Genomic DNA, 23,986 nt, shown 5'->3' on the forward strand with positions numbered 1-23,986 from the left:
CCTCCCATACAGGAGAAGAAGAGGAAGAGCAGGCTGAAGGATTTGCTGACCAACGAATGGGAAAACAGTCCCGTATCCCGTTGGAAATTGAGCAGTATCTTATCCACTACACCGATGGTCAGATTCATGGAAAGAAAGTAGGGATAACAGAAATAATAAACATTCATCACTAAAAAAATGATGCTGACAGCCCTCATAAAATCGAGGTTCTTATTGAGTCCTCTGGTTTCGTCCTGTGACATATTATCATAATGGATTAATAGTGATACATTGTATTAGCCGAGATGCGAACCTTTGCGCTTTCTCTTCTTCTTTTTCCCATAAGGGCTTTGAGCCAGGTCTTCTCCCGGATATGGATAGGATTCCGGAGAGAAGATATCCAGCAATCCTTCCACCAGCCCCGGTTCTTTTGTTTCCGGTTCGGTCGGATGCAAGACAGGCACTTCTTCCTCTTTTCCCGGTAAAACCACGCCATACTGCCGGTTGATAACCGATGCCGAATATTTCTTTCCCAATGCCGAACCTTTGAATACGGTTCGGGAGGTATGGTCAATATAGGTAACTCCGTAAATCACCCCCGCAGCGTTCTCATAAAGCATGGCGGTGATGCCTTTCCCAGTGAGTCCCTGCAGGAATCCCTGACGGGTATCCTGGCAGAGTGCCGTACGGATGTTCTCCCTTGTCTTTTCCGGCAGGGGATGCTTTTTCATCCATGCCCTGCTTTGTGAGAACTTCTTTTGGAGGGCACAATATCCCACGCTTTTCCCGATATCACTGGATTTGATTCCGATCCCGATACGTTTTCCCTTCTCGTCGGTCGCCGCATAGACCAAGCCGTTGCAACGTTTTCCGTCCACGACCTTATGCACTTCCTCCACGATCACGTTGAAAAGTCCGAGCAGTGCCCTGAACTCCTTGAACGACTGGAAGCGGTAATTCTGCACGGCCGGTTTTACCACACCCGCGATCTGGTGTTTCAGATCGCCTTTCGTGTAGTCCACCGCGATCATCGGCCGAGAAACCCTGTATTCCTCCCTGCGTGACTGCAGCAGGCCGTATTTCCTTTCCAGCTCCCGGCAGATGTCCGTCGAACGTTCCCATTCCTTGTAATCCCTCAGCTTTCTTCCCTGTTCATCGATACGCAGGGAGACGATATGGATGTGAGAACGCGCGTTGTCGTCATGGCGGAAGATAATGTAAGGTTGGTCGCCATATCCGAGCTTGTCCATGTATTCCCGCCCAATGGCTTCCAGCTGTTCGTCGGAGAGCACGTCATCGGGATGGGGATTAAGCGAGAGATGGAACACCGGCTTTTCCGTCCGGCGGTTCATGGCAAGGTAAGGTTCGAAGCTGCGCATGCATTCGGCGATACCGACCTTTCCCTCCGGTGTCTCCATCATGCGGTTTCATGCCAGCGTCCGCGCTTTCCCTTTCTCCACTTTTTCCTGATTGTAATACAGCGCCCCGTAGATGGCGGCACCGGATGTTATCTTTGCAACCATTGTTCGAACTCTTTAGTAAGACGGATGATTTCCTTGTTCAACGATACGAGCTCCACGGTCAGCTGTTCCAGCTTGTAAAGCAAAACAAGGGCTTTCTTTTCGGTCAGCTCCCCGCTATGGACCGCCTTGACAACCTGGTTGTAGTTCACCCCAATGCGGCGGTACTCGCTCTGAAAGTTGGTGAGCTTGATGTAGTAGTCCGTGGCCGCCTTGTCGATTTTCACCACTTTCATCGGCTTGTCGAAAATGGCCGACAGGATGAACTGCGACTTGGTTCCGGCACCGGAATTTTCATAGAGCCGCTCAAACTCAATGTTCTGGAACTCGTTCAATCGAAACCCGTAATAATAGGAATGAAGCTGGGAGGGTTCTTTCGGATTGCGACCGCCTCTTCATGCCTGAGAAACGGTCATTTTCTCTTTTTTGGAAGCCTGTTTGATTTTAGCCATATTTTTAATGTTTTTATCGGAAGCAAAATAAACGATTATTTGGGTACCGTCCAAATTCCGTAATGTGACTATTCATAACAGGAAATGACTATTCATGACAGGAGATTTTTTTTCTTTGTCATTTGTAGCCGATTCCACAATTTATGATATTTTTTTCAAAGGCTTCCCTGAGTTTAGGTAGTAGCACAGAAAGACTTTTCTTACGTCTGGCAAGATCTGCACGCAAATCATAAGGTTTAGGAATCCGGATATGAAGGAACTTCTCAAATGCCACCACCAAGGAGGCGAATGACTGGCGGTTGCCGTTAGCATCCGTTATCACTCCCAAGTAATACAGAGAAGCGATTAGTTCCATCAGGTTCACCAGCGAATCTTTCCAACGAGGGAATGACAGGTCTGTTTGTTGCTTATCGGTATCGGGAATAGCGTCTTGGTATTCAGGATCCCGCAACGTGAAATATAACAGCTCTATTTCCGTCTTGATAAGGCCAGAAGTCCTCATCAGATAGATATGTAGTTGGTCGTTAGACCTACTCCCAAGTATATTCATGTAGGCATCCAGCTCAGTTTCCATATGACGCAGATAGCGTAGTCGCGCAACTAGCGAAAGCCCGCTCCCCGCTAGGGATACCAGATGTTCTGAAAATTCGTCGTATGCGGATGCCAGTACGTTTTCCATAACATTTTTTCTTTTCAAGACAGCTTCTTGAAAATGGATCATCAGGCGGTGTGTTGTTGATGTTTTCATATACTCAAACTTTAGTTTAACTATCTATTTCTTACGACAGAATACTAAAGGCGAATACGATATCCCCCGGTATTTGTCTATTCTGATTTTATTGCAGCACATGGACACTCCTTTAAAAATAGCAAGTTGTCGCCCCTTGATACTTGCTATATACCTTTAGAGCATCATTCCATACAATGGCAATCTTTATGTTGGTAAAGATGTCCAGCAATTTATGTAACTCTTCTCTGCCAGATAGTATATTTCTACCAATTCTTTTCCTTTCTTGCGTAGTGTATTTTTTTGCTTAGCCCTGAAGGGGCTGAAAAATAATGAAATTCAATAACAAGATTAAAAACTGTATAACTATAAAACATTTATTTTTTTTAGCACCTAGCTATAGTTAACTAGAAATATTTTGTAACAGTGATAACCATATCGACGATAATAACTGCATATGAAACTTAAAATAAAAAATAGGACATATATCATTTTTCCTGCATAATACTGGAAAGAGGTAAAAAAAGTATCTGTCTCAAACAAGATTCATCATAAAAAACTATCCTAGCCCTGCTTTCTTTTTCCATCTTTTACATCATTCTTTGCATTTTTTTTCAGTTATGAGCATTACGTCGAGGTATTTATCAACACTATCTCTTACCAGAATTAGCTCACGATCATGAAGTTTAATTTTAGTACAGAGTATATTTGGGATGGTTGCTTATTATTCAATTGGATTATCATAAATTCATTAACACATCAGTAAACAAGACAAATTGTTTCCGAACTTCATCCTCTCTCCTCCTAGTTAGTGGTAGGTATGCCACTGAATCAGATAACAGTCCCCCAAATCCCATACCTACAAACTTCACTACATTTTTTCTGTGAATTCATAATATCTAAAATAGCCTAGTTATTTCCCTATTTCATTCATCGTTATATTGAACATATAAAAATATAAACACTGTCAACAAAAGCGATCGATGCTAGTTCAGTGGAGTCAACATTGCAACTAATTATGGTGGCTGATAGTTGAACAATAAAACTTCATATTTACGAAACAAGACGTACATTTTTTACTATCTGATTACATTTCTCAATATAAAAAGAAGATAATCTTCATCTTATTACTATTTACTATCGAATCTAATTATGTGTCGCTTTATACCATAATGTCTTTTCTTTCAATGCAGTCATAGGGTTGTCACTAGGATCAGATGTTGTTATACCGGAAAATGCATTGATAGGAATAACACCTTTAGCCATAGAGTAGAAATTTTTTGTATGGATTTTATATGGGACAAGACAATTTAGCTGCTCCCTAAATTGGTTTAATAATATAGGATCGTTACAGAGTGAGGTTATATAATCTGCAAAATCATAAAATATTACAGGGGTGTAGCCATCTAATCGTTGGATTGTTCCCCTCAGGGATTTGTCAAAAGAATATTTACTATTGATACTTTTTATGATGGCTGCCATATTCTCCAGTTCAGAACAGTCCGTTACTGCTAATGTTCCACAAGGCATTATTTCATAGGTTGAATAGAAATTGTAAAATCCTTCACATACCGATTGATAATCGGGATTCCCCAGTAAATATTCCCCAATAGTGGCATAAGGCATTCCGTATGCCATCATCTCACTGGTAGAACCAATCAAATATTTTGTAACATCCTTTAATTCATAGGCAACTTCTATAGATGACATATAACAGTCATCAAATAGAATATATTCCATTTTCATGCCTGCGTTAGCGATACCGGAGGCTAGAGATTTTATATCTGTTTGGTATTCGGCAGTCAGTCCTCCAAAATAACGTGTCAATGGAACACCCTGATATTCCCAATGCATTTTCATGTGAGGTGCGGAACGCACTTTCATCTCATTAACAGGAAGCCATCCCATACCATGACATCCTATAATCATGGCATAAACAGAAGCCGGAGCAAATGCCTTTACATCATTCAGAATTGCAGTTATCCCATCGATTGTCGTAAAAGGCGGAGACTTATACTTTTTAAGTATTTCACGTTTACATTTCCCATTAGAATATGTTATTTCAAACATCATAGCCTCCGTACTATCAGTAGAAATAAAAACAATAACCTTCTCATTGTTCAGCCCTCTTTTCATTATACATTTTTCCAGGTCAGAAATGTTATTATAAAAATAGTGCGTCAAATTTGAAGACCATGGCAAATACATGAATAATGTTTTCTGATTGGCTTTAACCTTTTGATTTTCGTCCTTTTCACATGAAGAGAAAAGTAAAATTCCAAAGATTAAAAGGACAATGCCAAACTTTAGGTAAAACTCTTTTACTATTCTCATATCACAAATATACTAATTTATTGCCAGAAAATACAAACGGGAAAAAACGTCCGGTCACAACTCATGTGTAAGGAATGACAGGACGTTTTTGCAAAAAAGTGATATTAGTTTGTTTAACAACAGTGTACAGGCTCTATTATTGTCTGTAGATTGTTATTTCGGTCAGCCCCACATAGTCATCTACAGCTGTCAGTCGGAACATAACATAGCGGGTATTACACGCTTTTAAGGTCTTGAACAGGTAAGCACCCGTTCGGGCGTCTCCACTGAGAATTCCAGAGATGGCTTCCCAATCGCTCCCATTCCGACTGATAAAAAAGCGGTAAGAAGAGGGCGAAGGCTCCGAATAGTAATTGTTCGGCAAGTTGCTAAACTTAAAACCACTGATCGATTTGCTCTCCTTCAAGTCAACTATCAGATTAGAAGTCCCATTGTCCAGCACGCGGCCATACCAAGAACTCCCTCGTTCGTCACCATCTGTCAAGCGTGCGATATTTTGAGAAACCGGATTTGTGTCAATAGTCCATTCTGATTTAGGCATAATGGGAGTACCTAATTCGGCCTCGTTCTGTGTGGCGACTACAGCAGCTTCGTAAAACTCTATTTGTACTAATACATCCCCTTTGTTCTTTTGCAAATCAATCTGCTTTCCATCTTTATTCAGCAGAACCAACCTCAGAGGTAACACTATCTTTTTATTGCTCTGAATAACGTTGGTGTTAGCTACTTGGAAAGAAAAGGTTATGTTCTGCTTATCATCAAAGGACTGTTCTTCGAATGCAGGGAACATATTATCCGGTGCTACCTCATAGCCCTTCAGCCTACTGGGGTAATCCTTCATTATTTGCTCATCGCGTATCAGCTTCGCCCGGTATCCGCTTAAAGGTTGTGAGGCCGAAACAGAGACTGTCACCTGTCCGTCTTCTTCTACTCTCACTCCATCCGAGGTGATGGCGGCACCCAGCTCGAATATCTGTTGACTGAGAGATACAACCTGCTGACTTTCTATCTGCACTATTTGCAAGGAATAGTTTTCACTTGCCCGAAACTGCGAAGAGCCACCAATATTCATTTTGATAGGCAGAATAGCCCCTGATGGCACACCAACTATACTAACAGACATTTTGGACGTATGTGTATCCTTCCCGGCAGGCCATGTCAAAGAAGATTCGTCAAATGTTACACGGTTGGCGGCTACAAATACTTTCTCTTTGTGGGTGGCCACTTGAGGATCATTTTTACTGACGACCTCAAAAGTTAATTTTTCGTTGGCAACCACTTCGCGGGTGGAACGCATATCCAAGAATACCTCCGTCTTCTCTTCCAAACAAACGTCACCGACAAAAGGCAACCTCAGCGTTTGCACGCTTTTACGGAAGGCAAGCAGGTTGGTGCGTGGGTCGGAACCATTGTAATAGTCTTTGATATTGTATTCGCTCGTATATCCCAAGTCTTCACTGCATGATGCTATCAACATTACACACGCAGCAAAAAAAATATATATAATTTTTTTACAATTCATAATAGTACCCATATTGATTATTTTTCTGGAAAATAAAGTGGAGATTGCCAAGTAATCTGTCCCTCCGGATATGCTTGGTTTCCTCCCGTCTTGTAGGCTTTAAAGTCACGACCGTTCCCGCTAACGTCTTTCAATCCTGATTCCTTATCCAATGGTGCATAAACCAGCAAATCGGGATTAGCAGGATTCTCCACATACAGATTCTCGGCTATTTGTGCCGGACTCAATGCCTTGCTGTACAGACGAATATCACGTAAGTATCCCTCGAAATTCCCGAAGCTGGCTTGTATCTTAGTGTGAACTTCATTTTGGCTTGGTACCTCCAGTTCAAATTCGAGTACTCCGTTGATGTATGCCTTTACGTATTGTTTTTTATAAATATAGGTTATATGATACCACTTGCCCGGCATGATAGACTGTTTAGAGAATCCCTTTGGATCGTCCGATCCGCCAGGTTTGTACTGCAACTTACCGTTACCTGTGATACGCGAATAGAAGGAACTCATTACCGGCTGCTGATTGTTGAACCATCTATCAATCTTCATGCCGTAGTGCAGTGTCCATTCTTTCAGTACCATCGGATTATTGGCATCGGCAAGGTCACAGCGCATATAGAAACCCTTTTGCCGAATGGCAGAAGTCTCCAACACGCGTTCGAGCACGAAAACAGCATACGAGCCCGATTCCAATACGGATACAGAGGAACGTGTAGTCAATTTCACCGGAACAGCATACTTTACAGATGGGTTCACTTTCAACGCGCTCTTTCTAATTTTCAGTTTCACAGGTTCCGCACTTACGTTACCGGCCTGAATGGTCACCGCCGCTTTCTCTATCTCATAATATTCGGTGGGAAGCAACTGGTAGAATGTTTCGTTCTTTTTGTTATAATGTACCAAAGAGAGTGAGTCGATGGCGATATCTACCTGTACGGCGGAGGTCAGCAGATTGGCTGCACGCGGCAGGAAGGTTACTTCACCTCCTAAATTGTCCACTACAACTTTCTTCATCGGAGAGTTTTCAGCTCCATCGATATAAATGGCATTGGGCAGGTTGGACTGTTTGTTTACGTCGTCCACATCCACATTAGCACAACCTGTCACTATGCAAGAGGTAACTATACCTATTATATATGTGAGTCTCTTATTCATATCAAAAATAGTTTAAGAGTTATTTAATGGGAGGATTCATAATCCGGATACCTTGTCGCAAGTATTTATACACCGGAGTTGCAGCAAAGTCTCTTTGCATGTGATAAGAACCTATGCCACCTTTACGATATTTACCTCCAAAGGGCTTCCATTCCGCCATACCTATGTAGGAGGGTACTTTTCTACCATCGGACAAGGTAAAGGTTACGCCACCGGTTGTGCCATACTGCTCGAACTCTTCGGTGACTATAAATTTGTTTGCTACTTCTTCTTCGGTATGTACAGAAGCAAAATGATTGACCAATCTTCGTAACCGGCCCTCAAGAACTGAAAAAGAAGTACTTCTATATGCCTGATGTATAAAATAGTTCAAGTATGGACCGTATTTGGCAGGAAACCATTCCGGTTCGCCGTCTACTATCAACAGTTTCTGTCGACCCTCCTCCGTATCGGATTTCGGACCGATACGTTTAGCCATAGTCTCTATAAAAGTATACATGCGACTAGCCGGTTGCCACATCTCCCTTTTAGTTGGGAAAGGTTGTGCGTAGCTTGGCTCCGCATCCAGATCAAATCCGTCATACCCGAACTTAAAGATGGTATCACAGAGAGCATTGGCATATTTCTCTATCGCTTTGGTGATGGCTACTTCATCATTGTCTACCCATCCCCAAAAGCTTTTAGACCATGTCTCCCAATTTCCGGTATAATCTGCAGGTAGAGGCGGGGTGATCCCCTTGCCGATGTCGAATAACAGACAGGCTATGACCACCCGGGTACCTTTCGTCTCCTGCACACTTTTTAAGTCTGCCAGCATTTCTTTGGTGGGATGTGCCCAAAGGTTCTCTCCCCATAGTGCCACTAAATCGGTACTGTCAGGCAGCTGCGAAAGAAAGGTAGAACCTGAACCGTTAGCTGTCCATGCCGCAAACCACCCGAAGGTGATTTCGTGTTTAGACTTTTTATATGCTCTCAGATTCTCTAAATATTTGCGGTGCGCATCTGCCATAGCACTGTCAGCACCAGCCAACAGTTTGTCGATGTTTTGACGTTCCACTTCCGTCCAGTCTGAGCAAGCAGTTTGCAGACAGAGGCATATAACTGCCAGCAATAGCTTATGTATATTTTTCTTTTTCATGATAATCTTCTTTTTCTAATTTCACTTATTTGGTTTCTTGTCCCACCACAGACGTGTGGCACCGTTATCGGCTCCCCCCAACAACTCTACAGCTTTCTTTATATTCTCCCCATTGTCTGTGTACTCTTTGTTAGAATAAGGAATACGTGTGGGACCGGTTCGGGGATCTACTTCTGCATCCGTCCGAATAAAAGTTGCCGTGAAGATGTGCGGATAGCCTGTTCTGCGATACTCGCTCCATGCCTCCTGTCCGTCAGGATAGAGAGCGATGTACTTCTGCGTGATGATCCTCTCCAATGACTGCTCGAAATCATTGTTGTTCTGCCAAGGTACGGTAATGGTGCTTACTGCATCCTTGTTGTTGGCGGGATTGACAGGATCTACAAATTTCACGGGTTTGCCTTGACCGGTGATATATCCGTTCAGCTTATTATCCGCTACACCGTTCTCCCTGAAAGATAATGAAATCCCCTCGTTATAATATGCATCAGCAGTCTTTCCTCCCATGTCCCATCCGCGCAATGCGCCTTCGGCTCGTAGGAAGGCCACCTCGGAAGCCTTCATTATATATATAGGTGTAGCATTCTCCACGTTCAGGCTTGAGAAGATTTTCGCATCTACCCCGTCCTCCCGACTTAGATAAGAATCTACCTTGTCCAAGCTTTTAAACACAGGATAAAAATCCACCGTTTGCCCCATCTTCCCTTTCAGGAAGTAGGTGTCGATGCGCGGATCGTCATATCCCTTCATGTACGAGTAGATTTCTGCTCCCATGCGTACATCATTATACGATCCGTTAATGATAACTAACGGATTGTTGAGCGTAATACCCGCCCCACGGCTCAACTGTGCGATGTCCGCCGTAGTTTCAATGATGCCGAAAGGGTTGGAAACCGCCTTTTCGGCGTACTCTTTTGCCAGTTGCCATTCCGCATACACCACTCGCATGGCAAGGCGCAACATTAATGAGTTTGCCAACTTGCCCCACCTGGTATAATCACCTGCATAAATCATGTCATAATTGGGCAGGATGTTGCGGGCCTGCTTGCTTAATGTCTGTACGGCCTCATCCAATTCCTTAAGCATAGAACGGTACACCTGCTCTTGTGAGTCGTACACGGCAAGCAGGGAGTTCCTGCCATCCGGATGAGAGTAAGGGATGGGGCCGAAGCTGTCGGTAGCCTTATGTATGGTAGCTATCTTGATGATGTCTATCATGGCTCTAACTGCTACATCATCTGCAGTTCTCTCTTTCAGCTCCATATAGTTGCCGATCGCTCTTTTATACATGATGTTAAAGGTGTAGTCACTCCATGCCCGAAGAGCGTACGAGGGGAACCCCCTGCCCACCCATTTATTCTGTGGAGGTGACATATATCCCATCCAGCAGGCACCAGCCAGTGTATACGGAATCTGGTAATCATTTACATAATCGGTCCCGGTGGTTCCAACGGGAAAGATCGTTTGTTGGAAAGTAGTAAGAAATCCACCTACTTTCAATCCGTCAAGATTGAGGTCCTTCTCTGTAGGATGTCTGAAATCGGTATTAATCTTTTCAAAGTCAGCCTGACAGGCTGTAAGTACCTGCACTCCGACTACCATCCATGCTATATATCTGATCATTGTCTTTTTCATATCATTTTGATGTTGATTTAAAACTGTACTTTAACACTGAATCCCAAATTACGTAGACTTGGTGCTCCGAAGTATTCTGCCCCTTGCCCATAAGTGCCAGTAGTGGCAGTCAGCTCGGGATCGAATGGTGCCTTGTTATAAATCATCCAGAGGTTCCGTCCTATGAAGGAAAGTGTAATGTCAGGCCAACCGTGTCCCAATATATTTTTGGAGAGCTTGTATCCGAAAGTGAGTTCCTGAAGGCGTACATTGGTGGCACTGTAATAGTAGTAGGCAGTGAGCTGCTCGCCTCCTACTACAGAGTAATATTCCTTGGCATCTACGATTTTACCTCCCGCTACCCTTACACCTCCTCTCTCACGAGCCTGGGCAGATGCTTTTGATACACCATAACGGTCCATCAACGCTTGAGTACCTGAGGTCACAATACCTCCTACACGGGCATTGATAAGGAAAGAGAGCATAAAGTTTTTGTAAGCCAGATCGTTTCTCCAACCTATAGTAAAATCGGGGTTGGTACTTCCTATCCTCAGACGCTGCCCGTTGGGTAAGTCCATGGAAGATATTTTGCCTTCGGGACTCACTTCTACATTGCCTTGCTTGTCTCTCTTCAAAATCTTGGTCACGTATACATCGCCTATGGCATCACCTTCACGGATGTATCCTCCTCCAGCACTGGTCTCTTTGAAGTTGATGTTTTTTCCATCCTCTCCCATAGGGTAGTCTCGTACCAGTTGCTTAACGCGGTTCACATTGCGCGAATAGGTCAATGTGGAAGAAAAGTCTACTATGCCTAATCGATCATTATATCCCAATACCACCTCAAAACCGTGATTCTGAATATTTCCCGCCTGAATGATAAAGCTTGAATAGGGTGATGATGCCGGTAGTGAGTTGAGGAATGTCTGGTTGTAGGTGTTCGACAGGTAATAGGTGAAGTCGAAGTTCAATTTGTTTTTGAACATACGTAGATTCATACCCAACTCGTATGATCGTGTACGCTCCGCCTTGAAGTCGTAGAACGGACGGGTGGTCTTTGTTGACGGCAACCCGTTACTCATCGGGAAAGTTATCGTTCCACGTGTCAACCCCCGATATCTGTCAGGAATAGGCGCGCCGACTTCGGTATATGATCCTCTTAGTTTAAGGAAGGTAATAACTGTTGGCAGATCCACCAGATTGGAAATGATTCCGGAGAGACCTACCGAGGGGTAGAAGAACGAGGGTTGCTTGGCATTGACCAAGAGCGAGCTCCAGTCGTTTCGTCCGGTCAGTGTCAGGTACACGCTGCTTTTCCAACCGACCTCGGCACTGGCAAAGATTGCTGTTCCCCGCTTGCGGAAACTGCTGTCATATCCCCGATTAAAATTGGGGTCGAGTGCATCGGACGAGAATACATTGGGCACTTTCAGTATGGGACCCGAGAAACCTACACTGCTGGTGTAATAGTCTTCCAGACTTGTTCCTAAATTAGCCGTCAGACTGAAATCGGCAAATGTTTTGTTGATACCGAAAATCAAGTCCATATACGTCTGTTGCGAAAGTGACTGTGAGTGTCCGTATATACCGTTTCCGTGAGTATTAGCATAAAGCAGTCCCTGCCCGGAAGCATGATAACGGGTTTCGCTCTCGGTGTGTGTGTTGTCCACCCGCACACGTCCGGTTACATTGAGCCAATCCAGAATGTCATATCGCAGGCTTGCCATAAACATATAACGTTTGCGGTGGCTAGGCGTCATCATGTCGTTGACAATAAAGTAGGGATTTTGCATTTGCATACCATTGTCTCCATATTTCCAGTTCTGCACGGGAAATTTACGCACTGGATCATAACGCTTATAGAGTTTCACTGCTTCCCAATCCTCTCCTCTGGGAAAAAGATAAAGAGCGGGGATGGGGTTGTAGTATTCTCCAGAGCGATACATATTCTGTGTCTGCTGAATGATGTAGTTGCCGCTGAGATCTAAATGCAACTTGTCATTCAGGAAGCTAGCTGTATTACGTAGGGTAAAGTTGTAACGGTCATATTTGTTGTTGGGGATGATACCTGCGGAGTTGGTAGTTGCCACAGAGACAAACGTCTGGTTGGTCTTGGTCCCCATTGTCAGGGTCAGCGAGTTGATGAAGTTGTGTCCTGTCTGGAAGAAATTCATTGGGTTGAATGATGAAGGCTTGTCTAACTTCTTTCCCCAGCTCTCGTACGACCCTTTCTCGTTGCCATACGTATTCTGGAACTCCGGTTTCACAAAAGGCGACGAAAAGTCCACGCTGGATGAGAAACTCACCTTTACCTTTCCCTCCTGCCCCTTTTTCGTGTTGATCAGTATTACACCGTTGGCAGCCGATGAACCATATAGAGCTGCAGCCGACGGTCCCGTCAGTACGGACAAACTCTCAATATCGTCAGGGTTGATATCGGCAATGCTTTCTCCGCTTGGCTGTCTGGCAAAACGAAGATCTGTTCCGATGTCCCCGCCACTGACATTATTCATCGGCACACCGTCGATTACATACAGCACATTGTTGCCTCCGGTGATTGACTTGGCACCACGCATCACCACACGTGTGGCACCTCCGGCTCCTGCCGATGAAGTGTTGATGTTGACACCCGCCACCTTACCGCTAAGGGCATTAACAAAGTTGATATCCTTTGCTTGCGTCAACGCACTGTTGTCCACCTTCTGCACGTTGTAGCTCAACGCTTTTTCGGAACGTTTGATACCGAGTGCCGTTACCACCACCTCATCCAACGCTTTGGCATTTTCGCGAAGTACAATATTCAGCACATCCACATCTCCTAAAGTTACTGTTTGAGTGGTATATCCGATATAAGAGAACTCGATATCCTGTCCCTTGAAAGCCTCCAACGAGAACCTCCCCTGAATATCTGTGATGGTTCCCCCCGAACCTCCTTTTACGGAAACATTTACACCGATCAGTCCATCCCCCTTTTCATCTTTCACCGTACCGGTTATCTTTCTCTTCTTCTCAACATGCTTCTCCCCTGTGATAATCATAATGTAATTATCTTTAACTTGATAGGATAACCCCGTTCCCTCCAATATCGTGGTAAGTGCCCTATCCAAAGGTTGGGCGTCAATATCTAAATCAATCCTTTTCATCTTTTCGGATTCCGATTCGTTAAAGTCGATAAGGAATGATGATTGTTTTTCAATTTGTAATAAAGCTTCCTGTAGCGTAATTTTGTTCTTTTTGATTGTAATCTGAACATTCGCCTGCGCTAAAACATTTTGCATGAGGAAACCGTAAAAAAGTGCAAATATTATTGTTTTGAATCGATAATTATTCATAGATTAGAACATTTTTTAGTGTTAATCATGATACTTCTATTTTATATCTCAAAATGAAGAATGATGTATTGCATTTAATGCAAAAAAAAGTGATTTCACATCTGAAGTGAGGTGGCAGCCTTACTCCAGATATTTTTTTTCATACATATATTTGTTTTTTAATTTGCCTACTACATATCATTTTTTATTACCTGCCATCCATTGGCGTTTTTTCTTTTCTCAATCGAGATTTTAATAATCGACATAAAGATAATATTGCTGGAATGTTTTTGAATTATAAAAAAACATCAAAAATCTAACAATTTAAATCGCAAATTATTAATACACAGAACCTTGCATCGCATCGTTGTGAAGTTATCTAACATTAAGTTAGCATTCATTTTTTATGGCGTCATAATGCAGGAAGTTGACACTTCATCTTAGATTTTAACATTAACCACAATAGCTTAACAGATCAGTGCTAAAAAGATAGAATTAAAACCTATTCGTAAACTATATTTCAATAATCACAGACATAAAAATAAGATATTTCATAGGAGGAACTTCCATCTATTATCCGGTCAATTTTACGTGTTCCTCATCCATCCGTTAACTTGCAGGCATCTTCATCGAAGTGAAGGGATCTGTTTGGTTATAGGAGCAATAGCCCGAAAGATGGATGCCGGCAAATTTTCTTTGTTTATTTTCCAACACCTCAGCTGTGGCAGGATAATACCCCCCCTCAATCTCAGCTACTTCAAAAGCGCGTATAGGACCGTTATCTGAACTCCTCATACCCTCTCCATTGTCAAAAGTGATTAAAATGTCCCGATCGCGAAAATCGGCTTTGCGGAATAAAGGACCACTAGGAACAAGGTGCGTATATCCATAAGTAGTGTTTAGTGCCCAATGTGCCAGACGCTCCCCAATAGGTTTCTTGTTTCGAGGATGTACATCCAACGAATCACCATAGTCACTCGATACCGCCATTCCAGTATGCAGTATTTCGTTCATCATCTTGCGCTGGCTGTCACGAAACCACGACCATGAAGGACGGGTTATACTGGAAAGCTGGACGTAGCAGAAGGGCAGTTCCTCATTCTCCCAGTTATTCCGCCAACTGCTGATTAACAAATTGAAAAGTAGTTTGTAGGCTTCGTAATTATGAGCATTTGACTCTCCCTGATACCAAATCACACCTTTGAGCGGATACTGTTCTAACGGACGAATGCCTGACTCATATAAATAACAAGGTTCATAAGGGTGTCGTTGGAATTTCTCTTTCGAGAGTCTGATATTTAATGCAGCTCGTTCGCGTACCCAATCTTGTATAAAATCGTTATGCATCCAATCTTTTAATATAGCCGGAAATTGATATTCCAACGTGTTCCTGTCCACCCATGATTCGATTGGCGCACCGCCGATAGCATTACATATCAGTCCCACCGGAACTTTCAAGCTATCCCGCAATATCTGACCGAAATAATAAGCTATCGCCGAGAAACAGGCGGCATTGGAGGGGGGAGCAAACTTCCCATCGGGTGTCTTTATAATATTGAAGATGATTCAAGGAATCTAGGACAGAGACATCCCATTGCACTGCATCTGTACGCCAACGCGCCTTCATGTCATACAGACGGAGTTGCTCGTCAGCAGCGCAAGGAATATCTTTCTCTCCGGTAGTGCTTTGCCGCAACATAAACTCCATATTCGATTGACCGGAGCATAGCCAGACCTCCCTGCCAATACATTTACGTATTTCAGGGTCCTTCTGGGAGTAGAGACTGCTAATGTATACGGCCCGCCCGCTTTCAATGGTAGTAACTTCACCGACCATTTTCCATCTGGTGTAGTTTTAACAACCCGCTGTTGGCTGCCTATGCGGACAGTTACCTGTTCTCCTGCATCAGCACTGCCATGAATCAACAGAGGAGTGTCACACTGGAGAACCATATTATCCGTATAAAGCGATGGCAATTTCAAGCCACCATAATCACCGGTAATGGCCGAATAAACAGTTTTTGCAATTATGGCAGCTCCTTCGGCTGTAGGATGAACGGCATCGAGCAAAAGATAAGGATATGGATAAAGCGGCTCGTGGAAGTCGATTAACAGCACACCGACACAGCTTGCCACCGTTTCGATAGCCGTTTGTATCTCGCCGTGCCAGTCATGGGTTCCCGACAAGAAATGGGCATGCCGGTCGGCAATCGGAGTCATTCGTGCCATGATAATCCGTGTAGAAGGATTAGCTTTACGGAAAGTGTCAATCAGGTTCAAATAATCTTTCACAAAAAAATCACGGTAGTTCGGCCAATTGCGAGGGTCGGTGTCATTGATACCCAAGTGAATGACAACAATATCTCCTGCAAAATCCAATACCTTCCTATATTCTTCCTGCCGGGTGTAAGGGCGATGTCCCTGATTGAGCAGAGTAGCACCAGAGCTTCCAAAATTTCTAACTTCATAACGATCGCCCAATATTTTCTGCAACTGTGCCGGATAAGACTGCACCAAACGGTCGGACAGTCCGATTCCGTATGTGATGCTGTTTCCCACACAGGCAACTTTTATCTGTTTTTGGGCAGATAACATCCAGCAAAAGGATAAGCAGACGGATAGAATCAGAATCTTTTTCATTTATTTTCCTCAATATATGGTTTTACAATCTCTACCCATTTCAGATAGCCTTTCCCCAAAAGATGTAAACCGTCATTTGTATAGGCAGTGTCCATCTTTCCGGTTTCCTTATCTACAAAATGATAGTACAAGTCTATATATTCTACTCCTTCTTCCTCTGCTAAACGGACTAATCCTCTATTGATTTGCGGAACAACCTGCCAGCGGGAAGTATGACTTTTAAACATATTATAATGGTCGGTCGTCGGAAGAATGCTTTGTAAATAGAGTTTGGTTTTCGGCGAATCAGTCTTGATTTTACTGACAATCATTCCAATATGGGCTACAATAGTATCAGCAGAAGTTCCCCGGCTTACATCATTAATACCAATCAAAAGAAATATTTTAGCAGGTTTACCTTTCAATACAGCATCCAAACGCTCATATACTCCTATGCAAATATCACCGCTAATTCCCCGGTTTTTCACATGTTTATTATCAAAGAGCTCTGTCCACTCCGCACCGTTCGTAATACTGTTTCCCAAGAATATAATATCGTTGAAAGTAATAGGTAGCTCTTCAAATAATGTGGCACGTTGGTAGTAAAATGTAGAATGCTTATGTTCCTGTGCAAAGCATGTCAAGGACAAGGACAATACAAGCATCGAAAAGATTTTTTTTTTCATGATTGTTTTCTGTTTCAATATTTATAGGCAGGAATCTATTTGATGATATCCTTTAGGCGGACAGCCTGGAAAGTCATGTGCGCCACGCTGCTCTCATAAAGTATGCCGACTGTCTCTTTATCGATCATAGTCAGACAGGAATATCCCCACCCCTCATCTTCGTCTAGCATCACCTGATCTTCGGATGACCATGTCATACCTCCATCCAAACTGGCTTTGATTGTTATATGGTGGCGCCCCTTTACTGTATTCGGGTTGGAGAACAAGAGGATATCCTTGTTTAATACATTCTCTTCGGCTTTTACACTAATCAGACTTGCCATACATATCGGTTCCTGCAATGCTTTGCGTGAAGAAAGATGTTCTGTCCAAGTCCTGCCTAAATCCATAGTGGTAGCAACTGCACGGCTACCTCCACGGTTATCCCTCATGTTCAACATTAACACTCCCGGTTCTACTTCCGCTACCTGAGCTTCAGTCGTATTAGCATATGCGTAATTATGGATTTTCCATGTTTCGCCATGGTCTTTACTGTACATGATTCCTGCATTCGGGACACGGGTAGAGTCGATAAACTGAATCGGGAATACCAGCGTACCATCTTGCATTGTGATACCACGTCCCGGTCCTTGCAGAAGGAAATACCAGGAAGGATCTTTCACTTGTTCCGTTATATTAATAGGCTTAGACCACGTTTTACCATCATCAGTACTCTTAGACATTACCAACTGTGCTGTATGTTTCATATCCATTCCCGGATAAGAACTCCACCAGGCACGCTGACTGCCCATTCCATGTGTCCATGCTGCTACTATCCACACTGTATTGTTTTTAGTATCTACTAAAATAGAAGGGTCACCGACGCCATTCTGCGCGGCAGGTAAACCACCAGTTTCACCGAAAGCTAGGGGTAAACGCATCTTTTCCCATGTTTTACCACCGTCGACACTGCGACTTAAGCCAACATTTACATGTTCCTGCAAATCAGCACTATTGTTATAACGCACATCATATACTCCCAACAGTGTCCCTTTATTGGTAGTCACCAGTCCAGGAATACGAAAAGCCGCCGAACTGTCATCACCGGCATGACGCACACCCACTCCTAATCTATGGACTATATTTGGGGGCGAAACGGTATGTAAGAGAGCGGTTTTACCATCAACTTTTACAGTAGTAATCATGGCTGAGACCTTACCCAATAGAGAAGCCTTCGGCTTCATTTGCAAACTAATCCAGAAATAGTTGACCCCTGGGAAAAGCTTTTGATTAGCATCTAACGTCACTTCCAGTCCGGGATTGTTTACCTGTGATTTAATTATCGAATAGGAAGGATTTGCAATCAGTGTCTTTCCCGGAATATTATGAGAAATATAGGTAACAGGGGCAAAAAAATCTTTGCCATAGTTTTGACGAGCTTCCGTACCTCCATAATATAACTTGACGGATTTAATATCGGAGAAATTCACATCTTTACTAAAGTTTAAAACGACTTCATCTAAAACAAGACTCTCTTTTGCATTCAAACGTAACATAAACAACGTATTGTCATGTCTCTCAATCAAAATAGGAATCTGAGTTTCACGTACAAACACAGTATCTGCAGCCCATATAAAAAAAGAGGCTGAATTTAAGAAAACAAGAAAACAAAAAAATCTCATATTTTAATTTTTTTATTACTTAGATAAAATTATGCGGGAACACAAAAATGGTCAAAAGAAACATTTAATTTATAATCCCAACGCCTTATTCATTTTTTTAGTACACGGAATTGCTATCCTCTCTTATTCGTATAAAGATTATACATATAATAAAAGAGGTGGTAGAAAATCTTTAAAAGAAAACTTCTCCACCTCTAAGAGAAAATTTACATGTTAGAAAAAAATTATCAGTAATTCTTCGTGCATAGAGAATTAAAGTCCGTCTCAATTTTAGGTATTTCCCATACCCAACCTTGTGCATCCTTATCCTTTTCAAGAAAAGTACAGAAGGCTATATCAAAGTTCGCCCCACGTTTAATGGGCAAATGTAAACGTTTCAAATCATAAAAACGAAAACCCTCACCCCATAATTCCACACGCCGACTATTCATAATTTCCTCTGCCAAAGCGTCACCGGTATTCCCTTTTGAGGTATAAGAGGGATCACGGGTTATCTGAAATTTTGTGAATACATTCTGTCCCTCACCACTTTTTCCTGCACGAACTAAAGCTTCTGCTTGAGTCAAATACATTTCAGACAAACGCATAAATGCCACATCACCTACAGCATCAGCAGCAGAACGTGCAGTGAATTTACGGTTCTGATAAGCGTTCTTCACATAACTTGATGCCGGAACAGATGCTTCTCCGGTCGGATCCCACCACGCACGACGCAAGTCTGTTTCGGACATTGTTTCATAAGCATCCGCATTAATGCATTTTACTCCCTGACGAATAGCAGCGGAATTAAAGTTCCATGACATAAATGCATAGTAGGAGAAAAAATAAACAGTCATGTCACCAGGGGTCTTTGCAGCATACATGGCCTCCTTTGTATCTGTTGTGATATTAGCAAATCCACAATTTAACTGACTACCGACCATCAATTGACGACCCCCCAGTTCTGCTAAAATTATAGATTTTTTTGCATAAGCCGCTGCATTATCATAATCTTGCATAACTAGTGCCACACGAGCTTTTAGCCCCCATGCTACCATCTCGCTATAATGGTTGATATCATTCACTTGTATTCCATTCAAAAGCATACAAGCCTCATCCAAATCTCTGTTGATTTTAGTATAAACGTCTTCTACAGAATTACGTGCCTGTCCTTCAAACATAGCCTTTTCACGATAAGGAATCCCGTCCTGCGTATTATTTTTACCTGCTTCATAACGTTTCGCATAAAGCTGGACTAAATTAAAATGAGCCCATGCACGGATGCACAATGCTTCCCCTTTTATCTGATCAAACAATCTTTTGTCAGTCACTTCAACTTTTTCCAAACCGGATAGAATTTTGTTAACATTCAGAATCCATTGATAATAAATCCGCCAAAACGTATGATTATAACCGTCCGTTTCATTCATATTGCATTGCCATCCTAAATAAGCAGTCTTCATCCATGTATTTGCCTGCCAATTCATATCATCTGCTTCTGCATCACGTGACATCATAAAACCGGGTTCACCACCCAAACATTGATAACCACTCTCTTGAGAAACCATTTCTTTATGAATTCCGTTCAATGCTATATAAAGGTTGTCCAACGAAGAGTTTATTGTAGTCTCTGAAATTAAGGAGGATGGAACTGTGTCCAGATAATCACTGGCACAACCGGATATGAATATTACACCAGCCATTGCTAATCCCAAAGTCATATTTTTGATTGTTCTCATAGATTCTCTATTTTTTAGAATGAAACATTAAGCCCCAATGTAATATTACGGGATGGCATATACTCATTATAAGTTATGCCGGAATAGTTGGCCATTGGATTCAAGCCCTGACGAGCTTTCAACATGAATAAGTTTTCTGCAGTCAAATTCAAATGGGCACTCTTAAGCATCAACTTACTTAGCCAATTTTTTGGAAACTGATAGCCAATGGTAACTGATCTTAAATTAAGATAATCCGAACTGGTAAGCCAGCGGGTAGAGTAAGGCTGGCCGATATTCGTAGCATGAGTTGCATTATTATCTATACGCGGAATATTAGTAATATCTCCCGCCTGCTTCCATGCTTTCAACAAATCTGTACTTTGGGCATAGCCGAAATTGGCCGTACTCATCATAGTAGCATAATTAGTATCTAGAATCTGACCGCCCAACTGGTAAGAGAATACAACAGACAGATCAAAGTTTTTATAACTTACTTTGACATTAAATCCACCATATACATCAGGAATAGAAGAACCGCTGAAGTCATATTTGGCATAAGTATAAGAATTGGTCAATTCCTTACCATCAATAGTCACCACAGTTTTTTTATACTCATTAAACTGACTCTGCGTAATATTCCCCTTACCTACACCGATATTTCCCGAGTTATATTTATTTACATCAGCCACATATAAGCCATTACCGGTTTTAGGATCCACCCCGTACCATTGGCGAAGCCAGAATTCATAAATGGATTTTCCTTCCATCCACTTTTTAGAACCACTGATATATCCATTTTCCTTCATTGTAGTTGGCAAATTCTTGATCTTATTCTTCATAAAAGTGGCATTAGCCCCAACAGATACACTCCAGTCTTTATTTTTAATAATATTATAATCCAACTCTATTTCCACCCCTGAATTAGAGACCTTACCAATATTTTGTATAATGGAAGTTACTCCAATAGAAGCAGGCTGGGAAACAGCGAATAACAAATCCTTGGAATATTTCTTAAAGTATTCAATAGTACCCGTTAAACAGTCAAACAAGTTAAATTCCAGAGCAATATCCGTAGATATCTGTGTTTCCCATTTCAATGCCGGATTGGCCATTGTCGTGAAGTAAACTCCGGCTTCCGAACCATTTTTATATCCTAAACCATATAAGGTTTGATAAGGATAATAATCAGGAAGCCCATCACGATCCAATATATTATCATTTCCTGTTTCACCGTAGGAAGCACGTAACTTCAAATTATTCACCCATTTCACATCTTTCATAAATGTTTCTTCACTAATCCTCCAGCCTGCTCCGAATGAATAGAAATGACCCCAGCGGTTCTCTTTTGCAAAACGTGAAGAGCCATCGTAACGATAAGAAAATGAAGCATAATATTTATGAGCATAATCATAATTAATACGTCCAAAGTAGCCTTCCTTTTTATATGTATTTGTATAAGAGCGAAGTAAACTGGTATTTACGAAATTATTAAATTCATATATACCCGCAATTGTTTCTTGAGTCTTCATTCCATGCAAATTTTCATATTTATAAGAATAATTTTCATGTCCCAATAAAATATCAAAATAATGATTTCCTACAGACTTATTATAAGTGAGCAACTGGTTAAATGTTTGAGTCAGTGTCCGGATAGACCGCTGTTCCAAACGTCCTGGACCTGCAGTTCCGTCACCCACATAAGGATTCTCATAGATTTTACGTCGATAATCAATATTATTGATAGAATAATTGACTGTAAGATTCAATCCTTGAATAGGAGCCAAAGTGAGATAAGTGTGTCCGGTCTGGTTAATACGCACTAGTTCACGCCGGTTCAACTCTGCTTCAGCTATCGCATCACGTCCATTGTCCGACAAACGGGAACCTTTATAATCATAAATATATTCGCTCGGATTAGTAGTCGTCTTACCGTTAGCGTCCAAATAGGCACCTGTTTCCAAATCATGCTTATGAATGGGATATATAGGAGCCATTGTACGAATAAAACGGGTCAAGTTACTATATGCGCCTGAATTATCCTGATCAGAAGTTGAATAGTTGGATACCGTACGGGTTACTCCCAGATTCAAACCTGCCTTGAACCATTTAGTAGGATATACATTATAATTCAAACGCCCCGAATAACGTTTAAAGTCTGTCTTAATCATATAACCGGCATCATTCAAATAACCAATGGAAGCATAAGTATCACTTTTTTCAGCTTTTGTGTTATAACTCAAATTATACTCCTGTCGATAACCAGTTTTAAAAGCCGCATTCTCCCAGTCCAAATCATCCCCCCATTTCAATGAATAGGCAGATGGATTCAATTTTCCGTTTATTCCTACAATTGCATCATTTGCAATACCTGCAAAAGGGTTATACTTTAATATACTACCAATTCTTAACGTCGCCAATGTAGCTGCTGTTGCAGCATCTTTTCCAGATGTAATATATGAGTTTTTCAACATTTCCCATTGTAGAGGATAATAATCATAAATGCCAATTTTTTTATAATCTTTATAAGCTCTGTTTGACCATCCTTGGTTAATAGTTAAGTTTACTTCCGTTCCGCCAGAGCCTTTACCTTTTTTAGTAGTAATTAAAACAACACCGTTACCTGCACTTGAACCGTACAAAGAAGTAGATGCTGCATCTTTCAATATGGTCATAGACTCAATATCAGCAGGATTAATATCACCTATGCTACCATTGTATATGGCTCCGTCTACTATATAGAGAGGGGCATTGGATGCGTTAACAGAACCGAAACCACGGATACGGATAGACGATGAAGAACCAGGCTGCCCAGTTGCGGCAGTCACTTGAACTCCGGAAGCATTACCTTCCAATGCCGCCGTTATGTTGGTTATAGCACGCTTTTCTATAGATTTAACGCCAATCGTGGAAGCTGCTCCGGTAAAAGATGATTTCTTTCGTGTTCCATAAGCAACTACAACCACTTCATCAATCATTTCCGAGTCACTTTGCATTGTCACTTTTTGCTCTCCATTCTTTATTGCCAATTCTTGCGTTTTCATGCCAACAAATGATATAACCAAAGTTTTTGCATTAGTGGGAATACCATCAATTTTGTACCGACCATCTATATCAGTAATAGTCCCAAGGGTAGTACCTTTCACAAGAACCGAAGCTCCAACGATCGGCTCATTATTTTCTAATGAGACAACAACACCCGTAGCCTGAGATACTTGAGCCATTGCTATACCTGTCCATAAAAATAAACAAGTCGACATAAACACATTTCTCTTTTTCATATATTATATTTATATTTGGATGCAAACCTTTTCCCCCACGCGAATCAGTAAAGTCATTCTATTCATTACAAAGGTGCAAAAAGTTTTTATTTTTTCAGTTAACTAAAAAGCATACAAATCTTACACATAATCCCGTATCATACTGATAATAAATACATTATACACATTCACTCTGATTAAATCTAACACAAGGCTAACACAAAAGGATTTTTTATTGTAAATCACAGCTAAGAACAAAAAAATCCCCTGCTTTAAGAACGGTCATATACAACTTGCATTTTGACAAGCAGCTTT

Annotated in this window: 14 protein-coding genes and 1 pseudogene; all 15 read right to left on the reverse strand. The window is 41.9% G+C overall.

Annotated features, from left to right (window positions below; translation table 11 throughout):
• The coding region (locus tag ACGHVY_RS19830) for a YWFCY domain-containing protein (RefSeq protein ID WP_390601002.1) at window positions 1-242 on the reverse strand (242 nt) is incomplete at its 3' end.
• 33 nt (window positions 243-275) lie between these two features.
• Window positions 276-1,400: a conjugal transfer protein MobB gene (gene mobB, locus ACGHVY_RS19835; RefSeq protein ID WP_390601004.1), complete on the reverse strand. Its 1,125-nt coding sequence runs from the start codon at window positions 1,398-1,400 to the stop codon at window positions 276-278.
• A gap of 86 nt (window positions 1,401-1,486) precedes the next feature.
• The gene (locus tag ACGHVY_RS19840) at window positions 1,487-1,834 is read right to left on the reverse strand and encodes a hypothetical protein (protein ID WP_390601006.1); all 348 of its coding nucleotides are present in this window, start codon (window positions 1,832-1,834) and stop codon (window positions 1,487-1,489) included.
• Window positions 1,835-2,069: 235 nt separating this feature from the next.
• Window positions 2,070-2,630 carry an RteC domain-containing protein gene (locus ACGHVY_RS19845; RefSeq protein ID WP_390601008.1) on the reverse strand — a complete coding sequence of 187 codons (561 nt, stop codon included), beginning with the start codon at window positions 2,628-2,630 and terminating at the stop codon, window positions 2,070-2,072.
• A gap of 1,194 nt (window positions 2,631-3,824) precedes the next feature.
• Window positions 3,825-5,012, reverse strand: a complete 1,188-nt coding sequence (locus ACGHVY_RS19850; protein ID WP_390601010.1) for a clostripain-related cysteine peptidase — start codon at window positions 5,010-5,012, stop codon at window positions 3,825-3,827.
• 136 nt (window positions 5,013-5,148) lie between these two features.
• Window positions 5,149-6,489 (reverse strand): discoidin domain-containing protein, encoded by a 1,341-nt coding sequence (locus ACGHVY_RS19855; RefSeq protein WP_390601012.1) that lies wholly within the window; start codon window positions 6,487-6,489, stop codon window positions 5,149-5,151.
• A 62-nt stretch (window positions 6,490-6,551) separates the two neighbouring features.
• On the reverse strand, window positions 6,552-7,685 hold the full coding sequence (locus tag ACGHVY_RS19860; protein ID WP_390601015.1) for a DUF1735 and LamG domain-containing protein: 1,134 nt from the start codon (window positions 7,683-7,685) through the stop codon (window positions 6,552-6,554).
• Window positions 7,686-7,704: 19 nt separating this feature from the next.
• Complete coding sequence (locus tag ACGHVY_RS19865) at window positions 7,705-8,823, reverse strand: glycoside hydrolase family 18 (protein ID WP_390601017.1); 1,119 nt, start codon at window positions 8,821-8,823, stop codon at window positions 7,705-7,707.
• A gap of 21 nt (window positions 8,824-8,844) precedes the next feature.
• Window positions 8,845-10,458, reverse strand: a complete 1,614-nt coding sequence (locus tag ACGHVY_RS19870; protein ID WP_390601020.1) for a SusD/RagB family nutrient-binding outer membrane lipoprotein — start codon at window positions 10,456-10,458, stop codon at window positions 8,845-8,847.
• Between the two features lie 17 nt (window positions 10,459-10,475).
• A complete protein-coding gene (locus ACGHVY_RS19875) occupies window positions 10,476-13,769 on the reverse strand; it encodes a SusC/RagA family TonB-linked outer membrane protein (RefSeq protein WP_390601022.1) in 3,294 nt (1,097 codons plus the stop codon).
• A gap of 588 nt (window positions 13,770-14,357) precedes the next feature.
• Window positions 14,358-16,388: pseudogene (locus tag ACGHVY_RS19880) on the reverse strand (GDSL-type esterase/lipase family protein).
• Window positions 16,385-17,053 (reverse strand): SGNH/GDSL hydrolase family protein, encoded by a 669-nt coding sequence (locus ACGHVY_RS19885; RefSeq protein ID WP_390601024.1) that lies wholly within the window; start codon window positions 17,051-17,053, stop codon window positions 16,385-16,387. Before ACGHVY_RS19885 ends, ACGHVY_RS19880 begins: the two are co-directional and overlap by 4 nt.
• Window positions 17,054-17,088: 35 nt before the next feature.
• The gene (locus tag ACGHVY_RS19890) at window positions 17,089-18,714 is read right to left on the reverse strand and encodes a BNR-repeat neuraminidase N-terminal domain-containing protein (RefSeq protein WP_390601026.1); all 1,626 of its coding nucleotides are present in this window, start codon (window positions 18,712-18,714) and stop codon (window positions 17,089-17,091) included.
• 227 nt (window positions 18,715-18,941) lie between these two features.
• Window positions 18,942-20,432: a RagB/SusD family nutrient uptake outer membrane protein gene (locus ACGHVY_RS19895; protein WP_390601029.1), complete on the reverse strand. Its 1,491-nt coding sequence runs from the start codon at window positions 20,430-20,432 to the stop codon at window positions 18,942-18,944.
• A 14-nt stretch (window positions 20,433-20,446) separates the two neighbouring features.
• Window positions 20,447-23,692 carry a SusC/RagA family TonB-linked outer membrane protein gene (locus tag ACGHVY_RS19900; RefSeq protein WP_390601031.1) on the reverse strand — a complete coding sequence of 1,082 codons (3,246 nt, stop codon included), beginning with the start codon at window positions 23,690-23,692 and terminating at the stop codon, window positions 20,447-20,449.
• Between the last annotated feature and the right edge of the window lie 294 nt (window positions 23,693-23,986).

This window comes from Bacteroides sp. f07, assembly GCF_042854785.1.
Classification (GTDB): Bacteria; Bacteroidota; Bacteroidia; order Bacteroidales; family Bacteroidaceae; genus Bacteroides.